Origin of the sequence: Enterobacter sp. 940_PEND (assembly GCF_001059415.1) — a bacterium.
GTDB classification, from domain to species: domain Bacteria; phylum Pseudomonadota; class Gammaproteobacteria; order Enterobacterales; family Enterobacteriaceae; genus Enterobacter; species Enterobacter cloacae_M.
Map to the genome: position 1 here is coordinate 31,052 of NZ_JUMS01000149.1, position 18,817 is coordinate 49,868.

The 18,817-nt window shown below is 57.2% G+C and carries 16 protein-coding genes; 7 read left to right on the forward strand and 9 right to left on the reverse strand.

Annotation, left to right across the window (positions count from 1 at the left end; translation table 11 throughout):
* Window positions 1–5: 5 nt before the first annotated feature.
* Genes ADJ24_RS21425 through rutA form a run of 5 tightly spaced genes read right to left on the reverse strand, consistent with a single transcriptional unit; the run spans window position 6 to window position 3,592 of the window.
* The gene (locus ADJ24_RS21425) at window positions 6–596 is read right to left on the reverse strand and encodes a malonic semialdehyde reductase (RefSeq protein WP_023311083.1); all 591 of its coding nucleotides are present in this window, start codon (window positions 594–596) and stop codon (window positions 6–8) included.
* Between the two features lie 9 nt (window positions 597–605).
* On the reverse strand, window positions 606–1,406 hold the full coding sequence (rutD, locus tag ADJ24_RS21430; RefSeq protein ID WP_023311084.1) for a pyrimidine utilization protein D: 801 nt from the start codon (window positions 1,404–1,406) through the stop codon (window positions 606–608).
* Window positions 1,407–1,413: 7 nt separating this feature from the next.
* Entirely contained in the window at window positions 1,414–1,800 is a 387-nt protein-coding gene (gene rutC, locus ADJ24_RS21435) for a pyrimidine utilization protein C (protein WP_010429508.1), read from the reverse strand.
* A gap of 11 nt (window positions 1,801–1,811) precedes the next feature.
* Complete coding sequence (gene rutB / locus ADJ24_RS21440) at window positions 1,812–2,501, reverse strand: pyrimidine utilization protein B (protein WP_023311085.1); 690 nt, start codon at window positions 2,499–2,501, stop codon at window positions 1,812–1,814.
* On the reverse strand, window positions 2,501–3,592 hold the full coding sequence (rutA, locus tag ADJ24_RS21445; protein WP_023311086.1) for a pyrimidine utilization protein A: 1,092 nt from the start codon (window positions 3,590–3,592) through the stop codon (window positions 2,501–2,503). The genes rutB and rutA overlap by 1 nt, the downstream gene beginning before the upstream one ends.
* 245 nt (window positions 3,593–3,837) lie before the next feature.
* Here rutA and rutR point away from each other — a divergent pair, with 245 nt between their 5' ends.
* Window positions 3,838–4,476: an HTH-type transcriptional regulator RutR gene (gene rutR, locus ADJ24_RS21450; RefSeq protein WP_023311087.1), complete on the forward strand. Its 639-nt coding sequence runs from the start codon at window positions 3,838–3,840 to the stop codon at window positions 4,474–4,476.
* On the opposite strand, the gene ADJ24_RS21455 is transcribed toward rutR, so the two are convergent.
* On the reverse strand, window positions 4,473–4,868 hold the full coding sequence (locus tag ADJ24_RS21455) for a lysozyme inhibitor LprI family protein (protein ID WP_032668166.1): 396 nt from the start codon (window positions 4,866–4,868) through the stop codon (window positions 4,473–4,475). The genes rutR and ADJ24_RS21455 overlap by 4 nt on opposite strands.
* Before the next feature lie 51 nt (window positions 4,869–4,919).
* Window positions 4,920–8,882, reverse strand: a complete 3,963-nt coding sequence (gene putA / locus ADJ24_RS21460) for a trifunctional transcriptional regulator/proline dehydrogenase/L-glutamate gamma-semialdehyde dehydrogenase (RefSeq protein ID WP_023311089.1) — start codon at window positions 8,880–8,882, stop codon at window positions 4,920–4,922.
* Window positions 8,883–9,304: 422 nt separating this feature from the next.
* Here putA and putP point away from each other — a divergent pair, with 422 nt between their 5' ends.
* Together putP and ADJ24_RS21470 are read left to right on the forward strand one after the other, a co-directional pair.
* Entirely contained in the window at window positions 9,305–10,813 is a 1,509-nt protein-coding gene (putP, locus tag ADJ24_RS21465) for a sodium/proline symporter PutP (protein ID WP_023311090.1), read from the forward strand.
* 116 nt (window positions 10,814–10,929) lie between these two features.
* Window positions 10,930–11,349: a DUF3574 domain-containing protein gene (locus ADJ24_RS21470; RefSeq protein ID WP_023311091.1), complete on the forward strand. Its 420-nt coding sequence runs from the start codon at window positions 10,930–10,932 to the stop codon at window positions 11,347–11,349.
* Window positions 11,350–11,422: 73 nt separating this feature from the next.
* Here ADJ24_RS21470 and ADJ24_RS21475 read toward each other — a convergent pair whose 3' ends face one another.
* Window positions 11,423–12,607 carry a NupC/NupG family nucleoside CNT transporter gene (locus ADJ24_RS21475; protein ID WP_023311092.1) on the reverse strand — a complete coding sequence of 395 codons (1,185 nt, stop codon included), beginning with the start codon at window positions 12,605–12,607 and terminating at the stop codon, window positions 11,423–11,425.
* A 251-nt stretch (window positions 12,608–12,858) separates the two neighbouring features.
* On the opposite strand from ADJ24_RS21475, the gene efeU reads away from it, so the two are divergent.
* The 4 genes from efeU (at window position 12,859) to phoH (ending at window position 17,438) form a co-directional block, all read left to right on the forward strand.
* Window positions 12,859–13,692, forward strand: coding sequence for an iron uptake transporter permease EfeU (gene efeU / locus ADJ24_RS21480; RefSeq protein ID WP_023311093.1), 834 nt, complete (start codon window positions 12,859–12,861; stop codon window positions 13,690–13,692).
* A 40-nt stretch (window positions 13,693–13,732) separates the two neighbouring features.
* The gene (efeO, locus tag ADJ24_RS21485; protein ID WP_023311094.1) at window positions 13,733–14,860 is read left to right on the forward strand and encodes an iron uptake system protein EfeO; all 1,128 of its coding nucleotides are present in this window, start codon (window positions 13,733–13,735) and stop codon (window positions 14,858–14,860) included.
* A gap of 5 nt (window positions 14,861–14,865) precedes the next feature.
* Entirely contained in the window at window positions 14,866–16,149 is a 1,284-nt protein-coding gene (efeB, locus tag ADJ24_RS21490) for an iron uptake transporter deferrochelatase/peroxidase subunit (protein ID WP_023311095.1), read from the forward strand.
* Window positions 16,150–16,649: 500 nt separating this feature from the next.
* Window positions 16,650–17,438: a phosphate starvation-inducible protein PhoH gene (phoH, locus tag ADJ24_RS21495; protein WP_024908976.1), complete on the forward strand. Its 789-nt coding sequence runs from the start codon at window positions 16,650–16,652 to the stop codon at window positions 17,436–17,438.
* Window positions 17,439–17,535: 97 nt separating this feature from the next.
* Here the strand turns inward: phoH and ADJ24_RS21500 are convergent, their stop codons facing one another.
* On the reverse strand, window positions 17,536–18,444 hold the full coding sequence (locus tag ADJ24_RS21500) for a hypothetical protein (RefSeq protein ID WP_023311097.1): 909 nt from the start codon (window positions 18,442–18,444) through the stop codon (window positions 17,536–17,538).
* Window positions 18,445–18,817 lie beyond the last annotated feature (373 nt).

Here is an 18,817-nt window from a genome sequence, read left to right on the forward strand (position 1 = left end):
GCTCCTTACGCCAGCCCGCAGGCATCGTCGAAGTCCAGGCGCGGCAGGCGCCCGTAAAGTTTGCCCGGGTCGCCGTAGCCAATGTTGATCAGCAGATTGCTTTTAAGCGTCGTGCCGGTGAAAAAGGCCTCGTCGACCTTTTGACGGTCAAAGCCCGACATCGGGCCGGTGTCCAGCCCCAGCGCGCGACAGGCGAAGATCAGGTAGGCAGCCTGCAGCGAGCTGTTGCGAAAGGCGGTCTCTTCCGCCAGCGCGGGGCTTGCGGTAAACCAGCTCTTTGCATCGCCGTGCGGGAACAGCTCGGGCAGGCGCTCGTAGAATTCACCGTCCCAGGCGACAATTGCCGTGACCGGAGCCGTGAGCGTTTTCTCAAGGTTGCCGCTGGAGAGCGCCGGGCGCAGCTTCTCTTTTCCCTCCGCGCTTCGCACAAACACAATGCGCGCCGGGGAGCAGTTGGCGGACGTTGGCCCCCATTTCATCAGGTTGTAGATTTCGCGCAGCGTTTCGTCGCTGACGGGCATATTCTGCCAGCCGTTATGGGTGCGGGCGCCGGTGAACAGCGTTTCCAGCGCGCCGGGGGTAATGGCTTCGCTCATTAAAGCTCCTTATAAAGCGGGTTCCGGGCTGTGCAGCAGGCTGGCAAGCCCGTTCAGCAGCAGGGTGTTGAAGGTATCCGGCTCGGTGACGTTGCAGGCATGCCCGCCCTGGCGCATTACCGCGCTGTGGCTGTGCGGGATCGCCGCCTGCAGTTCAGACGAGCAAACCGCGGGCACCAGCATGTCGTCGGCGGAGCAGATGATCTGTACCGGGCAGCGAATGCGCGCCGCATGGCGGCTGAAGTCGGCCTTTTTCAGGGCGCTAAGCCTGTGCAGCAGGTTAGTTTTGCCCTGGAAATGGGCCAGCGCCAGCGCTTCTTCGGCCTCAAGACGGGGGGCGCGGGCGGCCATCCAGTCCGCCGGGTAAAGAAACAGCGGCTGCGCCTCGACCCACGCCTGGGCGCCGCCGTAATGCAGCAGCCGCTCGCGGATCTGAAAGCAGCGGCGGGTGTGGGCGTTGAGGGTTAACCAGCCGTTGACGCACACCAGCGCGGCGAGAGCGTCGGGTCTGTCGAGGGCCAGCTGCAGGCCGACCAGCGCCCCCAGCGCGTGACCCACGACGCTGTAGCGTTCAATCCCGGCATCCGCCAGCGCCCGGGCCAGCTCGTCCGCCATCTGCGCAAGGCTGTAGTCTTCCGGCAGGGTGGCGGGGTTATTGCCCGTTCCGAGCTGGTCATAGCACACCACCTGATACTCCGGCTCCAGCGCGGCCAACTGGGGCAGCCAGTAGCTGCCGCTGCCGCCGAGACCGGAAATAAAGACCACCACGGGCGCGCCTTCATACGGGGGCGGCGAGACGGAAAGTTTCATACCTGCCTCACTTCGCGATGTGCGCAACGGTGGCGATTTCAACCAGCGCCTCTGGCTTCACCAGCCCACACTGAATGCAGAACCGCGCCGGTTTATCGCCGGGGAAGAACTCGGCGTAAATCTCGTTAATCGCGGCGTAGTTTTTCCAGTCGGTGATAAAGATGCTGTTGAAGGTCACATCCTCCATCGTGCCACCCGCCGTTTCGATCACGGTTTTGATCGTCTCCAGCACGTGGCGGGTTTGCGCCTTTGGGTCGTTGATAAACACCACGTTGTTGTCTTTATCAAACGGCAGCGTGCCGGAGACATACACCACGCCGTCGGCGAGTGTGCCGGGGACAAAAGGGGCAATCGGCGTGCTGGTGCCCGGCGGAATAATCACGGATTTTGGCATCAGGTGTCTCCTCAGGCGATACGGGCAAGCGGGGGATTCAGGGCGTCGCAGAAATCTGCAACGTTACTGACCCAGCCAAAAAAGGTTTCGATATTGAACAGGGCCGCCTTCTGGGCGAATTCCGGCCCGGCCTGGTGGGTCGCGTCTTCCAGCACCACGCCAAAATACTCGAGGAAAAAGCCGTCGCGCAGGGTCGACTCCACGCAGACGTTGGTGGCGATCCCGGTGAATATCAGATGGCGAATGCCCCGGCTGCGCAGCAGGCTATCGAGCGGCGTGTTGAAAAAGCCGCTGTAGCGCGGTTTGGGCAGGACAATATCGCCCGCCTGCGGTACCAGTTCATCCACCAGCTGATAGTCCCAGCCGCCTTTCGCCAGCAGCTTGCCCTGCAGTTCGGGCCGTTTACGCATGGTTTTCAGGGCGTTCGACTTGTGGAAGTTGGGCGAGCCGGGGCCGCCGGCCTCGACGTACTGGTCATCCCAGCCGTTCTGGAACCAGATGATGAGCATGCCCGCGGCGCGCGCGGCGGCGACGGCGGTTTTAATGTTCTCAATCACCGGTCGGGTGGCGGAGACGTCGAACCCCGCCAGATCCAGATAACCGCCCTGGCTGGCGTAGGCGTTTTGCATGTCCACCACGATCAGCGCGCTCTGCTGGGGCGCGAAGGTAATAGCTTCCGGGCGTGCGTTAAGGGTCGTCATTACGCCACCTCCTTCGTGACGGCGGGGATGTGGGCGCGGCACTGCATCAGCGGCTGGATGCGCTCGCCGAAGGTCTCCACGCCGGTGAGGAAATCGTCGAAGGTCAGCAGAACGCCTTCCGCACCGGGCACGGCCGCCACTTCGTCTAGCATTCTGGCTACGCTGGCGTACGAGCCGACCAGGGTGCCCATGTTGATATTGACGGCGGAGGTCGGATCGGCCATCTGGCGAACGTTGGTATCTGCCCCGGAGCGGGTATCCTTCTGGCTCTGCTCGGTCAGCCAGCTCAGGGCCTCCTCGTCGGCACCATCCTTATAGCGCTCCCATTTGGCGCGCGCGGCGTCGTCGGTTTCGTCGGCAATGACCATAAACAGCACGTAGGAGCCCACGTCGCGCCCGGTTTTATCGGCGGCCTCTTTCATCCGCGCGGCGGTCGGGGCGAAGGCGGCAGGCGTATTCACCCCTTTACCGAAGCAAAAGTTGAAGTCGGCGTATTTGGCGGAAAATTCCATCCCCGCGTCGCTTTGTCCGGCGCAAATCACCTTCATCGGCACCGACGGCTGCGGGCTGACGCGGCAGTCGTTCATGGTGAAGAAATCGCCCTTGAAATCGCTTTTGCCGGTCCCCCACAGGTCGCGCAGCACCTGCACGTATTCGGTCAGGTAGTCGTAGCGACGCGAGAAGTAGTCGTCACCCGGCCAGAGCCCCATCTGCTCGTACTCCGGTTTTTGCCAGCCGGTGACCAGGTTGACGCCAAAGCGCCCGCCGGAGATCGAGTCGATGGTGGAGGCCATGCGCGCGACGATTGCCGGGGGCAGGGTGAGGGTGGCGGCGGTGGCGTAGATTTGGATCCGCGAGGTGACCGCGGCCAGCCCGGCCATCAGGGTAAAGGACTCCAGGTTGTGGTCCCAGAATTCGGTTTTGCCGCCAAAGCCGCGCAGCTTGATCATCGAAAGCGCAAAGTCGAAATGGTAGTGCTCCGCTTTCTGCACGATGGCTTTATTGAGCTCAAAGGTCGGCTTGTATTGCGGTGCAGTGGTCGAGATAAGCCAGCCGTTGTTGCCGATGGGTACAAATACGCCAATTTTCATCACGAACCTCTCTTCATTACGTCGCAGGTGTAACGGTGTTTTTGCAAAGGCAGTGCCAGTTTTGAAAATGGCTGTGTTATTAATGTGTTAATTAGATGTTGGTGGATTGATGCGGCTAAATGTGGACTAACTGGTCAAAAACATTGCACAGAAAACAGGCATTCATGCGCGATCGGAGTGCAGGGTGTCGTGGGGAGACGGGGGTTTTGCTATGCTGAGGACAACGCAGAATAAGGAGAGCGGGAATGACACAAGGCGCAGTGAAAACACCAGGTAAACGTTCGCAGGCGGTGAGCGCCAAGAAGCAGGCGATCCTCAGCGCGGCGCTGGAGACTTTTTCGCAGTTTGGTATTCACGGCACGCGCCTGGAGCAGGTGGCGGAGCAGTCCGGCGTATCCAAAACCAATCTGCTTTACTATTACCCGTCGAAAGAGGCGCTCTATGTGGCGGTGATGCAGCAGATCCTCGATATCTGGCTGGCGCCCCTCAAAGCGTTCCGCGCAGAGCTGGCCCCGCTGGTGGCGATCAAAGAGTATATTCGCCTGAAGCTGGAGGTGTCGCGCGATTACCCGCAGGCGTCGCGACTGTTTTGTCTTGAGATGCTGCAGGGCGCGCCGCTGCTGCAGGCGGAATTAACCGGAGATTTAAAACAGCTGGTGGACGATAAGTCGGCCATTATTGCCGGATGGGTCGCCAGCGGAAAGCTGGCCCCGGTCGACCCGCATCATCTGATCTTTATGATTTGGGCCTCCACCCAGCATTACGCTGACTTTGCGGCCCAGGTTGAGGCGGTGACCGGTAAAACGCTCCAGGACGAGGCGTTTTTCCACAGCACCCTGGAGAACGTGCAGCGGATGATTATCGAAGGGATCCGCCTGCGCTAGTTTCCCGGCGGGAGAGGGCAGCTTAAGTCGCCCTCTTCACACTGCATCAGCGAGGCCAGAAACGCTTCGCGCTCCACGGTTTTTTCCGCCAGGCACTGGTTAACAATCATTGGCTGGACGCTCCCGCCTTCCGTCCCCGAACCGATAAACGCGCAGTCCGCATCGCGCAGGGTAATCCACGCCTGCTGCGCTTTTTTCAGCAGGTCGCGCTGGGGCGCTACCGCACGCTTAACGGCGGCCTGATAGGTCTGGTTGAGCTTTTTATCGGCAGCCTGGTACTGCTGCGCGCTACAGGTATTCAGCTCAAGCTGGGTGGTCGCTTTGTCGCACTCGTCGGCCAGCGCGCTGGCGCTCATTAGCAGTGCTGCACTGGCGATAAGATATCGTTTCATATACTCCCCAATAAAATAAGGCTCCGTCTCCGGAGCCTTATTAGCACAGCGTTAGCCTATTGTCATCAGGCTGGCGTTACCGCCTGCCGCCGCCGTGTTGACGCTGAGCGAGCGCTCCACGTACAGACGCTCCAGCAGCAGGTTGGTTTCCCCGCGCGCAAAGCCCTGCACGGAAACGATGGCACCGCTGCGGGCCGCCACCTGCTCGCAGAGTTCACGCAGCTGATCGGAATCACCGTGGTAGATCACCGCATCAAACGGCTGGGTTAGCAGGTTATCGGCTTTCGCGAAGCGAATGCGGGCCGAGACCGCCTTCGGCAGCTGTTTGGCGAGATCGCGATGCAGGGCATCTTCCGGCCACAGCACTTCACAGCCGGTTGCCATGGCGGCGGCCAGCTGCACCAGCGCGTCCTGCTCGTTATCGGCCACGCACAGCACGCGCTCGCGCGGCATCAGCGTCCAGGTGTTGCGCTCGCCGGTTGGACCCGGCAGCAGACGCTGCGTGCCCGCCTGCGCCAGCTCGCCGTACTGCTTCGCGACGGCACGCAGTTCAGGGCGTTTTTCCGCCCAGGCGATCAGCGCCTCCAGCGGCTGGGTCAGCACGGTTTTCAGCTGCGCATCCACCGGATAGTCCGCATCCTGGCGTGCCAGGGTGACGCCCAGGGCGTTCTCCGGACGGTTCGCCAGCAGACGGTACAGGTAGAGCGGACCGCCCGCTTTCGGACCGGTGCCGGAAAGGCCTTCGCCGCCGAACGGCTGCACGCCCACGACCGCGCCGACCATGTTGCGGTTGACGTACAGGTTGCCCACTTTGGCGCTGCCGGTCACCTGCGCGATAGTCTCGTCGATACGGGTATGCACGCCGAGCGTCAGGCCATAGCCGGAGGCGTTGATCTGCTCAACCAGCTCGTTCAGGTTGTTACGGTTGTAGCGCACCACGTGCAGCACCGGGCCGAAGACCTCTTTTTTCAGCTCGTCGAAGCTTGCCAGCTCAATCAGCGTTGGCGGCACAAAGGTGCCGGTCCGCCATTCGCGGGCATCTTCGCTGTTCTCGCGCACCGCCTGGAACACCGGACGGCCTTTCGCGCGCATGGTCTGAATGTGGTTTTCGATGTTGGCTTTGGCTTCCGCGTCGATCACCGGCCCGATGTCGGTGGTGAGACGGCCCGGGTTGCCCATGCGGCATTCGGCCATCGCGCCGCGCAGCATCTTCAGCGTGTGGTCCGCCACGTCGTCCTGCAGGCACAGCACGCGCAGGGCGGAGCAGCGCTGACCGGCGCTGTCGAACGCGGAGGCCAGCACGTCGACCACCACCTGCTCTGTGAGCGCGGAGGAGTCAACGATCATGGCGTTCATCCCGCCGGTTTCCGCGATGAGCGGCGTAGGACGGCCCTGCGCATCCAGACGGGTGGCAATGTTGCGCTGCAGCAGCGACGCCACTTCGGTCGAACCGGTAAACATCACGCCGCGCACGCGGTTGTCGGAGGTCAGTTTGGCACCGACCGTTTCACCACGGCCCGGCAGCAGCTGAACCACGCCCGCCGGCACGCCGGCTTCCAGAAGAATGTTGATGCCCTGCGCGGCAATCAGCGGGGTCTGCTCTGCCGGTTTTGCCAGCACGCTGTTGCCTGCGGCCAGCGCGGCGGCAATCTGGCCGGTGAAGATCGCCAGCGGGAAGTTCCACGGGCTGATACAGACTACCGGGCCGAGCGGACGGTGGGTTTCGTTATCGAAATCATCGCGCACCTGACCGGCGTAGTAGTGCAGGAAGTCGACGGCCTCGCGCACTTCGGCAATCGCGTTGCTGAAGGTTTTACCCGCCTCGCGCACCAGAATGCCGATGAGCGACTGCATCTGATCTTCCATCAGCACCGCCGCACGCCCCAGAATCGCTGCGCGCTCCTGCGGCGGCGTGGCAAACCAGATAGGGGCGTTGTTCACCGCGCTGTCCAGCGCCTGATCCACTTCCGCTTCGGTCGCTTCACGCGCGTAGCCGACGATATCCTTCGGCTCGGCCGGGTTGATCACCGGCTGCATTTCGCCGTCTGCAACGGGCTGCTCCAGCATCGGTTTGGCCTGCCACTTCTGCAGCGCGCTGTTGAGCAGGGCAGAGGAGAGGGACGCCAGACGGTGTTCGTTGGCGAGATCCAGACCCGCCGAGTTGACGCGGCCTTTGCCGTACAGCTCGCGCGGCAGGGCAATCTTCGGATGCGGCAGGCCAACCTGGCCTTCCTGCGCCGCCATCTTCTCAACGGCCTGCACCGGATCGGCCACCAGCTCGTCCAGCGGCAGCGTGGTGTCGGCGATGCGGTTAACGAAGGAGGTGTTCGCGCCGTTTTCCAGCAGACGACGCACCAGGTACGCCAGCAGGGTTTCGTGCGTTCCCACCGGAGCATAGATTCGGCATGGGCGGTTCAGCTTGCCGTCCGCCACTTTACCGGTGACCTGCTCGTACAGCGGTTCACCCATGCCGTGCAGGCACTGGAACTCGTACTGGCCCGGGTAGTAGTTTTGCCCGGCCAGGCTGTAGATCGCCGCCAGGGTGTGGGCGTTGTGGGTAGCGAACTGCGGATAGATCAGGTTCGGCACGCCGAGCAGCTTTTTCGCACAGGCGAGGTAAGAGACGTCGGTGTATACCTTGCGGGTATAGACCGGATAGCCTTCCAGCCCTTCCATCTGGGCGCGTTTGATTTCGCTGTCCCAGTAGGCGCCTTTCACCAGACGGATCATCAGGCGACGGCGGCTGCGGCTTGCCAGGTCAATCAGGTAATCAATGACGAACGGGCAGCGCTTCTGGTAGGCCTGGATAACGAAGCCGATGCCGTTCCAGCCTGCCAGCTCCGGCTCGAAGCACAGTTTTTCCAGCAGATCGAGGGAGATCTCCAGACGGTCGGCCTCTTCGGCGTCGATGTTAATGCCGATGTCATACTGGCGCGCCAGCAGGGTCAGGGACTTCAGGCGCGGGTAGAGTTCTTCCATCACACGGTCGTACTGCGCGCGGCTGTAGCGCGGGTGCAGGGCAGAAAGCTTGATAGAGATGCCCGGGCCTTCATAAATACCGCGACCGTTGGACGCTTTACCGATGGCGTGGATCGCCTGCTGGTAAGAGACCATGTAGGCCTGCGCGTCGGCGGCGGTCAGGGCCGCTTCGCCCAGCATGTCGTACGAGTAGCGGAAACCTTTATCTTCCAGCTTGCGGGCGTTCGCCAGCGCTTCGGCAATGGTTTCCCCGGTGACAAACTGCTCGCCCATCAGGCGCATCGCCATGTCCACGCCTTTGCGGATCAGCGGCTCGCCGCTCTTGCCGATGATGCGGTTCAGAGAGCGGGAGAGGTTGGCTTCGTTATGGGTGGAGACCAGTTTGCCGGTAAACAGCAGGCCCCAGGTGGCGGCGTTGACGAACAGCGACGGGCTACGGCCAATATGGGAATGCCAGTTGCCGTTGCTGATCTTGTCGCGGATCAGCGCGTCGCGGGTGGCTTTATCCGGAATACGCAGCAGCGCTTCCGCCAGACACATCAGCGCCACGCCTTCCTGAGAGGAGAGGGAAAACTCCTGCAGCAGACCCTGAACCATCCCGGCGCGGCCGGTGGCGGTTTTCTGGTTGCGCAGCTTGTCGGCTAACTGATACGCCAGGCTGTGCGCCTGTGCGGCAATGGCTTCCGGCAGGCGGGCCTGCTCCAGCAGCATCGGCACGGCGTCGGTTTCGGCACGGCGGTAGGCGCCGGTAATGGCGGCACGGCTGACGGACTGCGGCAGGATCTGCTCGGCAAATTCAAGGAACGGCTGATGGTTCTCGTCGCCAGCGGCCGGGGCTTCTTCGCTTTCATTCGCCGCGCCGGCCAGCAGGGCAGGCAGCTCCGGCAGGCCCTCATCGCTCTCGAGTCTTTCGAGATAGTTAAAAATCGCCTGCTTGATTAACCAGTGCGGCGTGCGGTCAATGCGGGTTGCTGCGGTCTTAATCCGTTCGCGGGTTGCGTCATCCAGCTTAACCCCCATGGTGGTCATACCCATGCCAAAGCTCCTGTTGTTCTGTAATAGCGTTCTGTAGATAGCGTGAAATATCCCCTATGTTGCAACTTTGTGCAACCCTGTTAAATGTGACCTGGTTTGCAACCCGGAAAATGAATGGATTGTTAACGAATGGTTAGCTGGGAAAACGCGCTGGCTTTTGTGCGGGAAGCCTGGTTTTATGCGGTAGTTAACACTTTTCAAAGGTGCAACCCGTAAAAGCGTGAGCGAGTGCAACCTATAGGAAACTCGTATCAAACCGGGGATGAAATTGATGTAAATGCAGTGTTAAATCGTTTGTCAGCGGAAGGCGCATACGGCAGGATAGCGCGCCCAACCGAAACACAAGATACATTCACCTCGTTCCGGTGATCATATAACAAGGCAGCCCGGATGGTTGTCGCTCGACATTTTGGAGAATTTGAATGGCTATTAGCACACCGATGCTGGTGACATTTCTCGTTTATATTTTTGGCATGATCCTGATAGGGTTTTTGGCGTGGCGTTCTACAAAGAACTTTGACGACTACATTCTGGGCGGACGCAGTTTAGGCCCAATGGTGACCGCACTCTCTGCGGGCGCCTCCGACATGAGCGGCTGGCTGCTGATGGGGCTGCCCGGCGCGATTTTTATCTCCGGTATCTCTGAAAGCTGGATCGCCATCGGCCTGACCGTCGGCGCGTGGATCAACTGGAAGCTGGTGGCAGGCCGTCTGCGCGTGCATACCGAGGCCAACAACAACGCCCTGACGCTGCCGGATTACTTCACCGGACGCTTCGAAGATAACAGCCGCATCCTGCGCATTATCTCTGCGGTAGTTATCCTGCTGTTCTTCACCATCTACTGCGCCTCCGGCATCGTGGCCGGCGCGCGTCTGTTCGAAAGCACTTTCGGCATGAGCTACGAAACCGCCCTGTGGGCCGGTGCGGCGGCGACCATCCTCTATACCTTCGTGGGCGGGTTCCTGGCGGTAAGCTGGACCGACACCGTGCAGGCGAGCCTGATGATCTTCGCCCTGATCCTGACCCCGGTGATTGTGATTTTCACCGTTGGCGGCTTTGGCGAATCGCTGGAAGTGATCAAGCAGAAGAGCATTGAAAACGTCGACATGCTGAAAGGGCTGAACTTCGTGGCCATCGTCTCCCTGATGGGCTGGGGCCTGGGCTACTTCGGTCAGCCGCATATCCTGGCGCGCTTTATGGCGGCGGATTCTCACCACACCATCGTTCATGCCCGTCGCATCAGTATGACGTGGATGATCCTGTGTCTGGCAGGCGCGTGTGCGGTCGGCTTCTTCGGCATCGCGTACTTCAACAACAACCCGGCGCAGGCGGGCGCGGTCAACCAGAACGCCGAGCGCGTGTTCATCGAGCTGGCGCAAATTCTGTTTAACCCGTGGATTGCCGGTATTCTGCTCTCCGCAATCCTGGCGGCGGTGATGTCTACCCTGAGCTGCCAGCTGCTGGTCTGCTCCAGTGCGATCACCGAAGACCTTTACAAAGCCTTTCTGCGTAAAAACGCGAGCCAGAAAGAGCTGGTGTGGGTAGGACGCTTTATGGTGCTGCTGGTGGCGTTGATTGCCATCGCGCTGGCGGCCAACCCGGAAAACCGCGTGCTGGGCCTCGTGAGCTACGCGTGGGCGGGCTTCGGTGCTGCGTTTGGTCCGGTAGTGCTGTTCTCCGTCATGTGGTCACGTATGACCCGTAACGGCGCGCTGGCGGGGATGATCATTGGTGCGGTGACCGTTATCGTCTGGAAACAGTTCGCATGGCTGGGCCTGTACGAAATCATTCCGGGCTTCATCTTCGGCAGCATCGGCATCGTGGTGTTCAGCCTGCTGGGTAAAGCCCCGTCTGCCTCCATGCAGAAACGCTTTGCTGAAGCCGACGCGCATTACCACACTGCGCCGCCGTCTAAGCTCCAGGCAGAATAATTATTCTCGCTGCACAATGCAGGCCGGGTGAGCGCAAGCGCACCCGGCTTTTTTCTTGCCAAAATCCGTCATTTCCTGTGATATCCATGTGCTTATAACAATGAGGATAGCGAAGCATGACAATCAAAACAGGGGTAATGGCAGCAGCATTATTGATGCTCGCTGGCTGCACGGCGCCATCGCAGCAGGCGGCGGTAGAGACCTGCAAAGCGGATAACCAGATGCAGCAAACCACGCTCTATTTCGGCTTAAATCGTCCTGCCGGGGCGCAGATTACCAGCAACGAGTGGCAGCAGTTTGTTGACCAGGACGTGACGCCGCGTTTCCGCGATGGCTTAACGGTGTTTGACGCGCGCGGGCAGTGGCTGGGGAACGATGGGAAAGTGGCGCGCGAACCCAGCAAAGCATTAATGCTGATCCACGGTAAAGATGCGCTGAGCGAGAAGAACATCGAAGCGTTGCGCGGGATTTATAAATCACGCTTCGCGCAGGAGTCGGTGATGCGCGTCGACCAGCCGGTGTGCGTGCAGTTCTAATAAAAACGGCGGGAAATCCCGCCGTTGCTGTATCGTAGGCCCGTGCAAGCGAAGCGCCGCCGGGCAAAAACACTTACAACACCAACCCCGCAAAGCTCGCCGACAGCAGGCTCACCAGCGTCGCGCCGTACACCAGACGCAGACCAAACCGCGACACCACGTTCCCCTGCTGCTCGTTCAGGCCCTTAATCGCCCCCGCCACAATGCCGATGGACGCGAAGTTCGCGAAGGACACCAGGAAGACGGATAAGATGCCCAGCCCGCGAGGGGACATCTGATGCGAGATTTTTTGCAGCTCAATCATCGCCACAAATTCATTCGCCACCAGCTTGGTCGCCATAATACTGCCCGCGTTTAAGGCATCACTCAGCGGAATACCAATAAGCCATGCCAGCGGATAAAACACATAGCCCAAAATCTGCTGGAAACTCATGCCAAATACGCTGGAGAAGAGGGCGTTAACGGCGCTAATAAGCGCGATAAAGCCAATCAGCATGGCCAGAATAATCATCGCCACCTTAAAACCGGCCAGAATATACTCGCCGAGCATTTCGAAGAAGCTCTGCGATTCATGCAGTTTTTCCAGCTTGATATCCGGCTCCGCTTCCGGGCGCGCCGGGTTGATAACGGAGAGAATAATAAAGGTGCTGAACATGTTCAGAATCAGCGCCGCGACGACAAATTTGGCGTCGAGCATGGTCATATAGGCGCCGACAATCGACAGGGAGACCGTCGACATTGCCGTGGCCGCCATGGTGAAGAGACGACGAGAGGAGAGATCGCCCAGCACGCCTTTGTAGGCAATGAAGTTTTCCGACTGGCCGAGGATCAGCGAGCTCACCGCGTTAAAGGATTCCAGCTTGCCCATACCGTTCAGTTTTGACAGCAGCGTGCCGATGACCCGAATAAAAATCGGCAGGATCCGCCAGTGCTGAAGAATACCAATCAGCGCGGAAATAAAAATAATTGGGCAAAGCACGCCGAGGAAAATGAACGCCAGCCCTTTTTCCCCCATTCCGCCAAAGACGAAATTGGTCCCTTCACCGGCAAATTTAAGCAGTGACTCAAAAAATCCCGAGACGTATTTAATCAGGAATAACCCGCTTTCGGCGTGCAGGAAAAAGAACGCCAGGGCAATCTCAATGACAATAAGCTGTAAAACATAACGAATGCGAATTTTTCGGCGGTCGAAACTCACCAGCCAGGCGAGCGCAAGAATAATCACCAGCGCCAGCAGGAAATGGACAATCTTAAACATGGTTTATTTTCAGTTGGTTTTTGAGAAGGATATTTAGCCACAGCGCTGGTTAACCGTAAATGGGCAATTTTATTATAACTTATAAACTTAACGGTAACGTCGGCAACTATTAACAGGCTTTGCGTTTACAACTCGTCATCAAAACACCACACATTTCGCTTGTGTTTCTTTTCGCCGTAATGATAATCACTATCACAAGAATTTACCTTTCTTTGCATCAGTTGACCGCGATAAACATTTAAGGTGTCGGCATGTTTGTTCCATTTCTCATTATGTTACGTGAAGGGCTCGAAGCTGCCCTCATCGTGAGCCTCATCGCCAGTTATCTGAAGCGAACCCAGCGCGGACGCTGGATTGGCGTCATGTGGGTCGGGGTATTCCTTGCCGCGGCGCTCTGTCTGGGCCTCGGTATCCTCATCAACGAAACCACCGGGGAGTTCCCGCAGAAAGAGCAGGAGCTGTTTGAGGGGATCGTCGCCGTAATTGCGGTGGTGATCCTTACCTGGATGGTGTTCTGGATGCGTAAAGTCTCGCGCAACGTGAAGGTGCAGCTGGAGCAGGCGGTGGATAACGCGCTGCAAAAGGGCAATAACCACGGCTGGGCGCTCATTATGATGGTCTTTTTCGCCGTCGCGCGTGAAGGCCTGGAATCCGTTTTCTTCCTGCTGGCGGCGTTTCAGCAGGATGTGGGGATCTGGCCGCCGCTGGGTGCCATGCTTGGCCTCGCCACGGCCGTGGTGCTCGGTTTCCTGCTCTACTGGGGCGGTATCCGCCTGAACCTGGGCGCCTTCTTCAAGTGGACCAGCCTGTTTATTCTGCTGGTGGCGGCAGGGCTGGCGGCGGGGGCGATACGCGCCTTCCACGAGGCGGGCCTGTGGAACCATTTCCAGGACGTGGCGTTTGACCTCAGCAACGTGCTTTCCACCCATTCTCTGACCGGCACCCTGCTCGAAGGTATCTTCGGCTATCAGGAAACGCCGAGCGTCAGCGAAGTGGCGATGTACTTTATCTATCTGGTTCCGGCGCTGGTGCTGTTCGCAATGCCGCCGCGTACCGGCACGCAGGCGTCGCGCGTTGCGCCGTAATCTTTTATTTAGTTACAACATACTTATAAAGGGAAGAGTCATGGCAATTCAGTTCCGTCGTAGTGCGTTATGCGCAGGCATTGCCGCGCTGTTCGCTTCTGCATTCTCCGCCTGGGGCGCGGATGTTCCTCAGGTTAAAGTCACCGTCAATGATAAGCAGTGTGAGCCGATGACCCTCACGGTGAACAGCGGCAAAACCCAGTTCATTATTCAGAACCACAGCCAGAAGGCGCTGGAGTGGGAGATCCTGAAAGGGGTTCTGGTGGTGGAGGAGCGCGAAAACATCGCCCCTGGCTTCAGCCAGAAGATGACCGCCAACCTGCAGCCGGGCGAGTATGAGATGACCTGCGGTCTGCTGACCAACCCTAAAGGGAAGCTGATCGTCAAAGGTGAAGCGACGGCCAATGCGGTGAAAGGCGCTGCGGTGCTGAGCCTGGGCGACGCGATTACGGCGTATAAAGCCTATGTCACGAAAGAGACGGCGGACCTGGCGGCGGCAACCAAAGCCTTTACCGATGCGGTGAAGGCCGGTGACATCGAAAAAGCGAAATCCCTCTATGCGCCAACCCGTCAGCACTACGAGCGCATCGAGCCGATTGCCGAACTGTTCTCGGACCTTGATGGCAGCATTGATGCCCGCGAAGATGATTACGAGCAGAAAGCCGCCGATCCGAAATTCACCGGTTTCCACCGTCTGGAAAAAGCCCTGTTTGGCGACAACTCTACCAAAGGGATGGAAAAATACGCCGAGCAGCTGAATGGCGACGTGCTGGAGCTGCAAAAGCGCATCAGCGAGCTGGCCTTCCCGCCGTCAAAAGTGGTGGGCGGCGCGGCCGGCCTGATTGAAGAAGTGGCCGCGAGCAAAATCAGCGGCGAAGAAGATCGCTACAGCCATACCGATCTGTGGGACTTCCAGGCCAACGTCGACGGCGCGCAGAAAATTGTTAACCTGCTGCGTCCTCAGCTGCAGAAAGAGAACGGCGAACTGCTGGCCAAAGTGGATGCCAACTTCAAAAAAGTCGACACCATTCTGGCGAAGTACCGGACTAAAGACGGGTTTGAAACCTACGACAAGCTGACCGATGCCGACCGTAACGCGCTGAAAGGCCCGATTACCGCCCTGGCGGAAGATCTCTCTCTGCTGCGCGGCGTACTGGGTCTGGACTAAGCACGATGAATAAGCATAGCGAGAACGATGTGGTTGAGCCTTCACGTCGTCGATTGTTAAAAGGGGTAGGGGCGCTGGGCGGCGCGCTTGCCCTGGCCGGTGGCTGCCCTGTTGGACATGCGGCGAAACCGCAAAGCGCGCCCGGCACGCTGTCACCCAATGCCCGCATGGAGACGCAGCCGTTTTATGGCGAGCATCAGTCGGGCATCCTGACGCCGCAGCAGGCGTCCATGATGCTGGTGGCCTTTGATTCGCTGGCCAGCGATAAAGCCGATCTGGAGCGCCTGTTCCGCCTGCTGACGACGCGCATCGCGTTTCTCACCGCGGGCGGACCGGCACCCGATACGCCGAACCCGCGTCTGCCGCCAATGGACTCCGGCATTCTGGGGCCGTTTATCGCCCCGGATAACCTGACCATTACCGTTTCGCTCGGCGAGTCGCTGTTTGATGCCCGCTATGGGCTGACAAAACAGAAGCCGAAAGCGCTGCAGAAAATGACGCGTTTCCCGAACGACTCCCTGGACGCGGCGCTGTGTCATGGCGACCTGCTCCTGCAAATTTGTGCCAATACCCAGGACACGGTGATCCACGCCCTGCGCGATATCATCAAGCACACGCCGGATCTGCTGAGCGTGCGCTGGAAGCGGGAAGGGTTTATCTCGGACCACGCCGCCCGCAGTAAAGGGAAAGAGACGCCGGTGAACCTGCTGGGCTTTAAGGACGGCACGGCCAACCCGGACAGCAGCGATGCGGCGTTGATGAAAGACGTGGTATGGGTGACGGCGGATCAGGGCGAACCGGCGTGGGCGGTGGGCGGCAGCTATCAGGCGGTACGGATTATCCAGTTCCACGTGGAGTTCTGGGACCGCACGCCGCTGAAAGAACAGCAGACGATCTTTGGTCGCGATAAGCAAAGCGGCGCGCCGCTCGGCATGAAGAACGAGCATGACGTGCCCGACTACGCCAGCGATCCCAATGGCGATACCATCGCGCTGGACAGCCACATTCGTCTGGCTAATCCGCGCACCAAAGAGACGCAGTCCAGCCTGATGATGCGTCGGGGATACAGCTATTCGCTCGGCGTGACCAATGCCGGTCAGCTTGATATGGGCCTGCTGTTCGTCTGCTATCAGCACGATCTGGAAAAAGGCTTCCTGACCGTGCAGAAGCGGCTCAACGGCGAAGCGCTGGAAGAGTACATTAAGCCTATCGGCGGCGGCTATTTCTTTGCCCTGCCGGGCGTGCGCGATCGGAACGCGTACCTCGCTCAAGGTCTTATTGAAGCCTGATAATTGTCCCCGCAACCGTTCGCGGGGACATTATTTTTTCATATGACTATCCTCCTGTTATATTTCTGTAATATTTCTATATGAGACTGATTTCACCTGTAGGGACAGTCTTAAAAGTTGCACTCAGGTAAAATAAATGTTGCATTTATGATAACTCCTGATGTACTTAAGATAAGACAGCGGTAGTTCCCGGCAGTGATGCTGAATCACTATGGAGATCGCGAATGGTTGCGTCCTGTACTGGACAAGGTAAACATAACAACCGCAGCACCCGGCGCGGAGGCTCAGACTCCGGCAGCGATTTCCTCACCACTAAATTCTCCCCCCTCCCTCAAGAATCTGATTCGACCGACGTGCAGAACGGTGCGCGTAGCTGTTCCGTATCGTTATCCGATAAAGCAAGCAATGGCTTACAAGGAAGCCAACCCTCTGATGTTCGTGCGCATAATCGTGCCGAAGCTGGCGCGTGTGATGAATACCAACAACTCAAGGTGCTATCCATGGGAAGACAAAAAGCAGTGATCAAAGCTCGTCGCGAAGCAAAACGTGTGCTGAGACGGGATTCACGTAGCCATAAACAGCGTGAAGAAGAATCGGTCACCTCGCTTGTGCAGATGAGTGGCGTAGAAGCAATTGGCATGGCCCGAGACAGCCGTGATAATTCTCCAATTGTGGCGCGCAATGAGGCTCAGGCGCACTACCTGAATGCTATCGAGAGTAAACAGCTCATCTTTGCAACCGGTGAAGCCGGATGCGGGAAAACCTGGATTAGTGCAGCCAAAGCGGCGGAGGCGCTGATTCATAAGGACGTGGAGCGCATTATTGTTACCCGTCCTGTACTGCAGGCTGATGAAGATCTCGGCTTCCTGCCCGGAGATATTTCGGAGAAGTTTGCTCCGTACTTCAGGCCCGTCTATGACGTGCTGGTGAAGCGACTGGGTGCATCCTTTATGCAGTACTGCCTGCGACCAGAGATTGGCAAGGTGGAAATCGCGCCGTTCGCCTATATGCGCGGACGTACATTTGAAAATGCGGTCGTCATTCTTGACGAGGCTCAGAACGTGACCGCTGCGCAAATGAAGATGTTTTTAACGCGCCTCGGGGAGAACGTGACGGTTATCGTTAACGGCGATATTACCCAGTGTGACCTGCCATCCGGCGTGAAATCCGGGCTGAGCGACGCCATGTCACGTTTTGAGGAAGATGAGATGATTGGGGTGGTACGCTTCACCAAAGAGGACTGCGTGCGTTCAGCGCTCTGTCAGCGCACGCTGCAGGCGTATTACTGAGTTTGCTGTTGTGTTCAAGGCCCGGGAAACCGGGCTTTGTTTTTTTGTGCTTTTATAAAAAGTAATATACCCTGAATAAATACTTCCTTGAAGTAAATTAATTTAATCTTTTAGTAGAAACCTCTGGAGGCATCACTGCGGTTAGTAATATTGGCATCGCTTCTGATGTGATCTTCCCATCCTTAACTTTGTTTTTGATATAACTAGGATATTTTTCAGGAAGGTAAACATTTTGGAACCATAACCTAAAATCAGAGATTGCACTTAAGGGATAGGCATTTACCTCTGGATCTAATTGCCTATAAGATTCTGGATATTTGTGGTGTATTTTTATTCTTTCACCATATCGAATTGAGAGGTTCTCAGATTTCCAATATTTTGCCCAGTGAATACCTAAGCTTCCATCAGGCATAATTGAATCATCTACGGCAATATTATTGCGAATTAATGAAGCAATTACTGTCGTTGCTTCATCAAACATGGTAAAATATCCTTTGGGGCATTCATTATTAAGTACTCTTTCTTGGAATAAACTCCAGCTCTGCGCTATTAAATCCTTTTCACTATAATTTAATCTTTCGTATATATAATTTCTTAGTCCAAGCTTTGCTGCTTTTCTATAATTAGTGATAGCTTCTTGTTTTGTCGTTGGAGCATAATGAGCATAATAGTCAGTTATTGCCATCACAATTTGCTCTGGGACGGCGTGAATGACTCCTGTAATGGAGTTTTTACTATCTAACTCAACATATAAGCTATCGGGTACAATTGAAGATTCAGTCCACTCCTTTATTAACTCAGTAAGTTGTTGACCTCTACTACGTATTTGAGCATCACCTGAAGACCAATCCTGAGCTAATTGTATTATAGAGCTTGGGGCTAGCCCGCAGAATTTTGCTACGCCTTGTAATGATAGGAATGTTTCACCATTTGGTAAAACACCCATGCTAATGTTATCTACCTCCTGGAGTTTAACAGGAGTCAAGCTTAATAATTGCTGTTTCATCTAAATCTCCGGATTGACGTATTATATTCAAGGGAGTGCTAAGCGTGTCAAAATATCTTAAGGAGGCTATTAGTACATCAACATACTACCTATTCGTGAAAGTGTCTAGCGAAGTAAATTGAAATTATTTATCTTATCTATATGTTGTCTATTATATATAATATATATTTATTGGATTTTAGATGTATACGATACATAGTTGAATTGTTCTGTATAACATTATGAGAACGTTGACGCGCTGCACTCACAGTCTGTTCAACTGGTTGTCGCCAGTTGTCGAACCCGGTCGGGGAATCTCATCCCCCGCAGGCGTGCAACATGCGAAAAAAAAGCCCGCATTTTCATGCGAGCTCTTCTTTAAATATGGCGGTGA

Bases quoted from the DNA above. Each gene is read 5' to 3' on its own strand.
- ADJ24_RS21455 (WP_032668166.1), bottom strand. From the start codon at position 4,868: ATGAAACGATATCTTATCGCCAGTGCAGCACTGCTAATGAGCGCCAGC.
- putA (WP_023311089.1), bottom strand. From the start codon at position 8,882: ATGGGTATGACCACCATGGGGGTTAAGCTGGATGACGCAACCCGCGAA.
- putP (WP_023311090.1), top strand. From the start codon at position 9,305: ATGGCTATTAGCACACCGATGCTGGTGACATTTCTCGTTTATATTTTT.
- rutC (WP_010429508.1), bottom strand. From the start codon at position 1,800: ATGCCAAAATCCGTGATTATTCCGCCGGGCACCAGCACGCCGATTGCC.
- rutA (WP_023311086.1), bottom strand. From the start codon at position 3,592: ATGAAAATTGGCGTATTTGTACCCATCGGCAACAACGGCTGGCTTATC.
- ADJ24_RS21425 (WP_023311083.1), bottom strand. From the start codon at position 596: ATGAGCGAAGCCATTACCCCCGGCGCGCTGGAAACGCTGTTCACCGGC.
- efeO (WP_023311094.1), top strand. From the start codon at position 13,733: ATGGCAATTCAGTTCCGTCGTAGTGCGTTATGCGCAGGCATTGCCGCG.
- rutR (WP_023311087.1), top strand. From the start codon at position 3,838: ATGACACAAGGCGCAGTGAAAACACCAGGTAAACGTTCGCAGGCGGTG.
- phoH (WP_024908976.1), top strand. From the start codon at position 16,650: ATGGGAAGACAAAAAGCAGTGATCAAAGCTCGTCGCGAAGCAAAACGT.
- ADJ24_RS21475 (WP_023311092.1), bottom strand. From the start codon at position 12,607: ATGTTTAAGATTGTCCATTTCCTGCTGGCGCTGGTGATTATTCTTGCG.
- efeB (WP_023311095.1), top strand. From the start codon at position 14,866: ATGAATAAGCATAGCGAGAACGATGTGGTTGAGCCTTCACGTCGTCGA.
- rutD (WP_023311084.1), bottom strand. From the start codon at position 1,406: ATGAAACTTTCCGTCTCGCCGCCCCCGTATGAAGGCGCGCCCGTGGTG.
- rutB (WP_023311085.1), bottom strand. From the start codon at position 2,501: ATGACGACCCTTAACGCACGCCCGGAAGCTATTACCTTCGCGCCCCAG.
- ADJ24_RS21470 (WP_023311091.1), top strand. From the start codon at position 10,930: ATGACAATCAAAACAGGGGTAATGGCAGCAGCATTATTGATGCTCGCT.
- efeU (WP_023311093.1), top strand. From the start codon at position 12,859: ATGTTTGTTCCATTTCTCATTATGTTACGTGAAGGGCTCGAAGCTGCC.
- ADJ24_RS21500 (WP_023311097.1), bottom strand. From the start codon at position 18,444: ATGAAACAGCAATTATTAAGCTTGACTCCTGTTAAACTCCAGGAGGTA.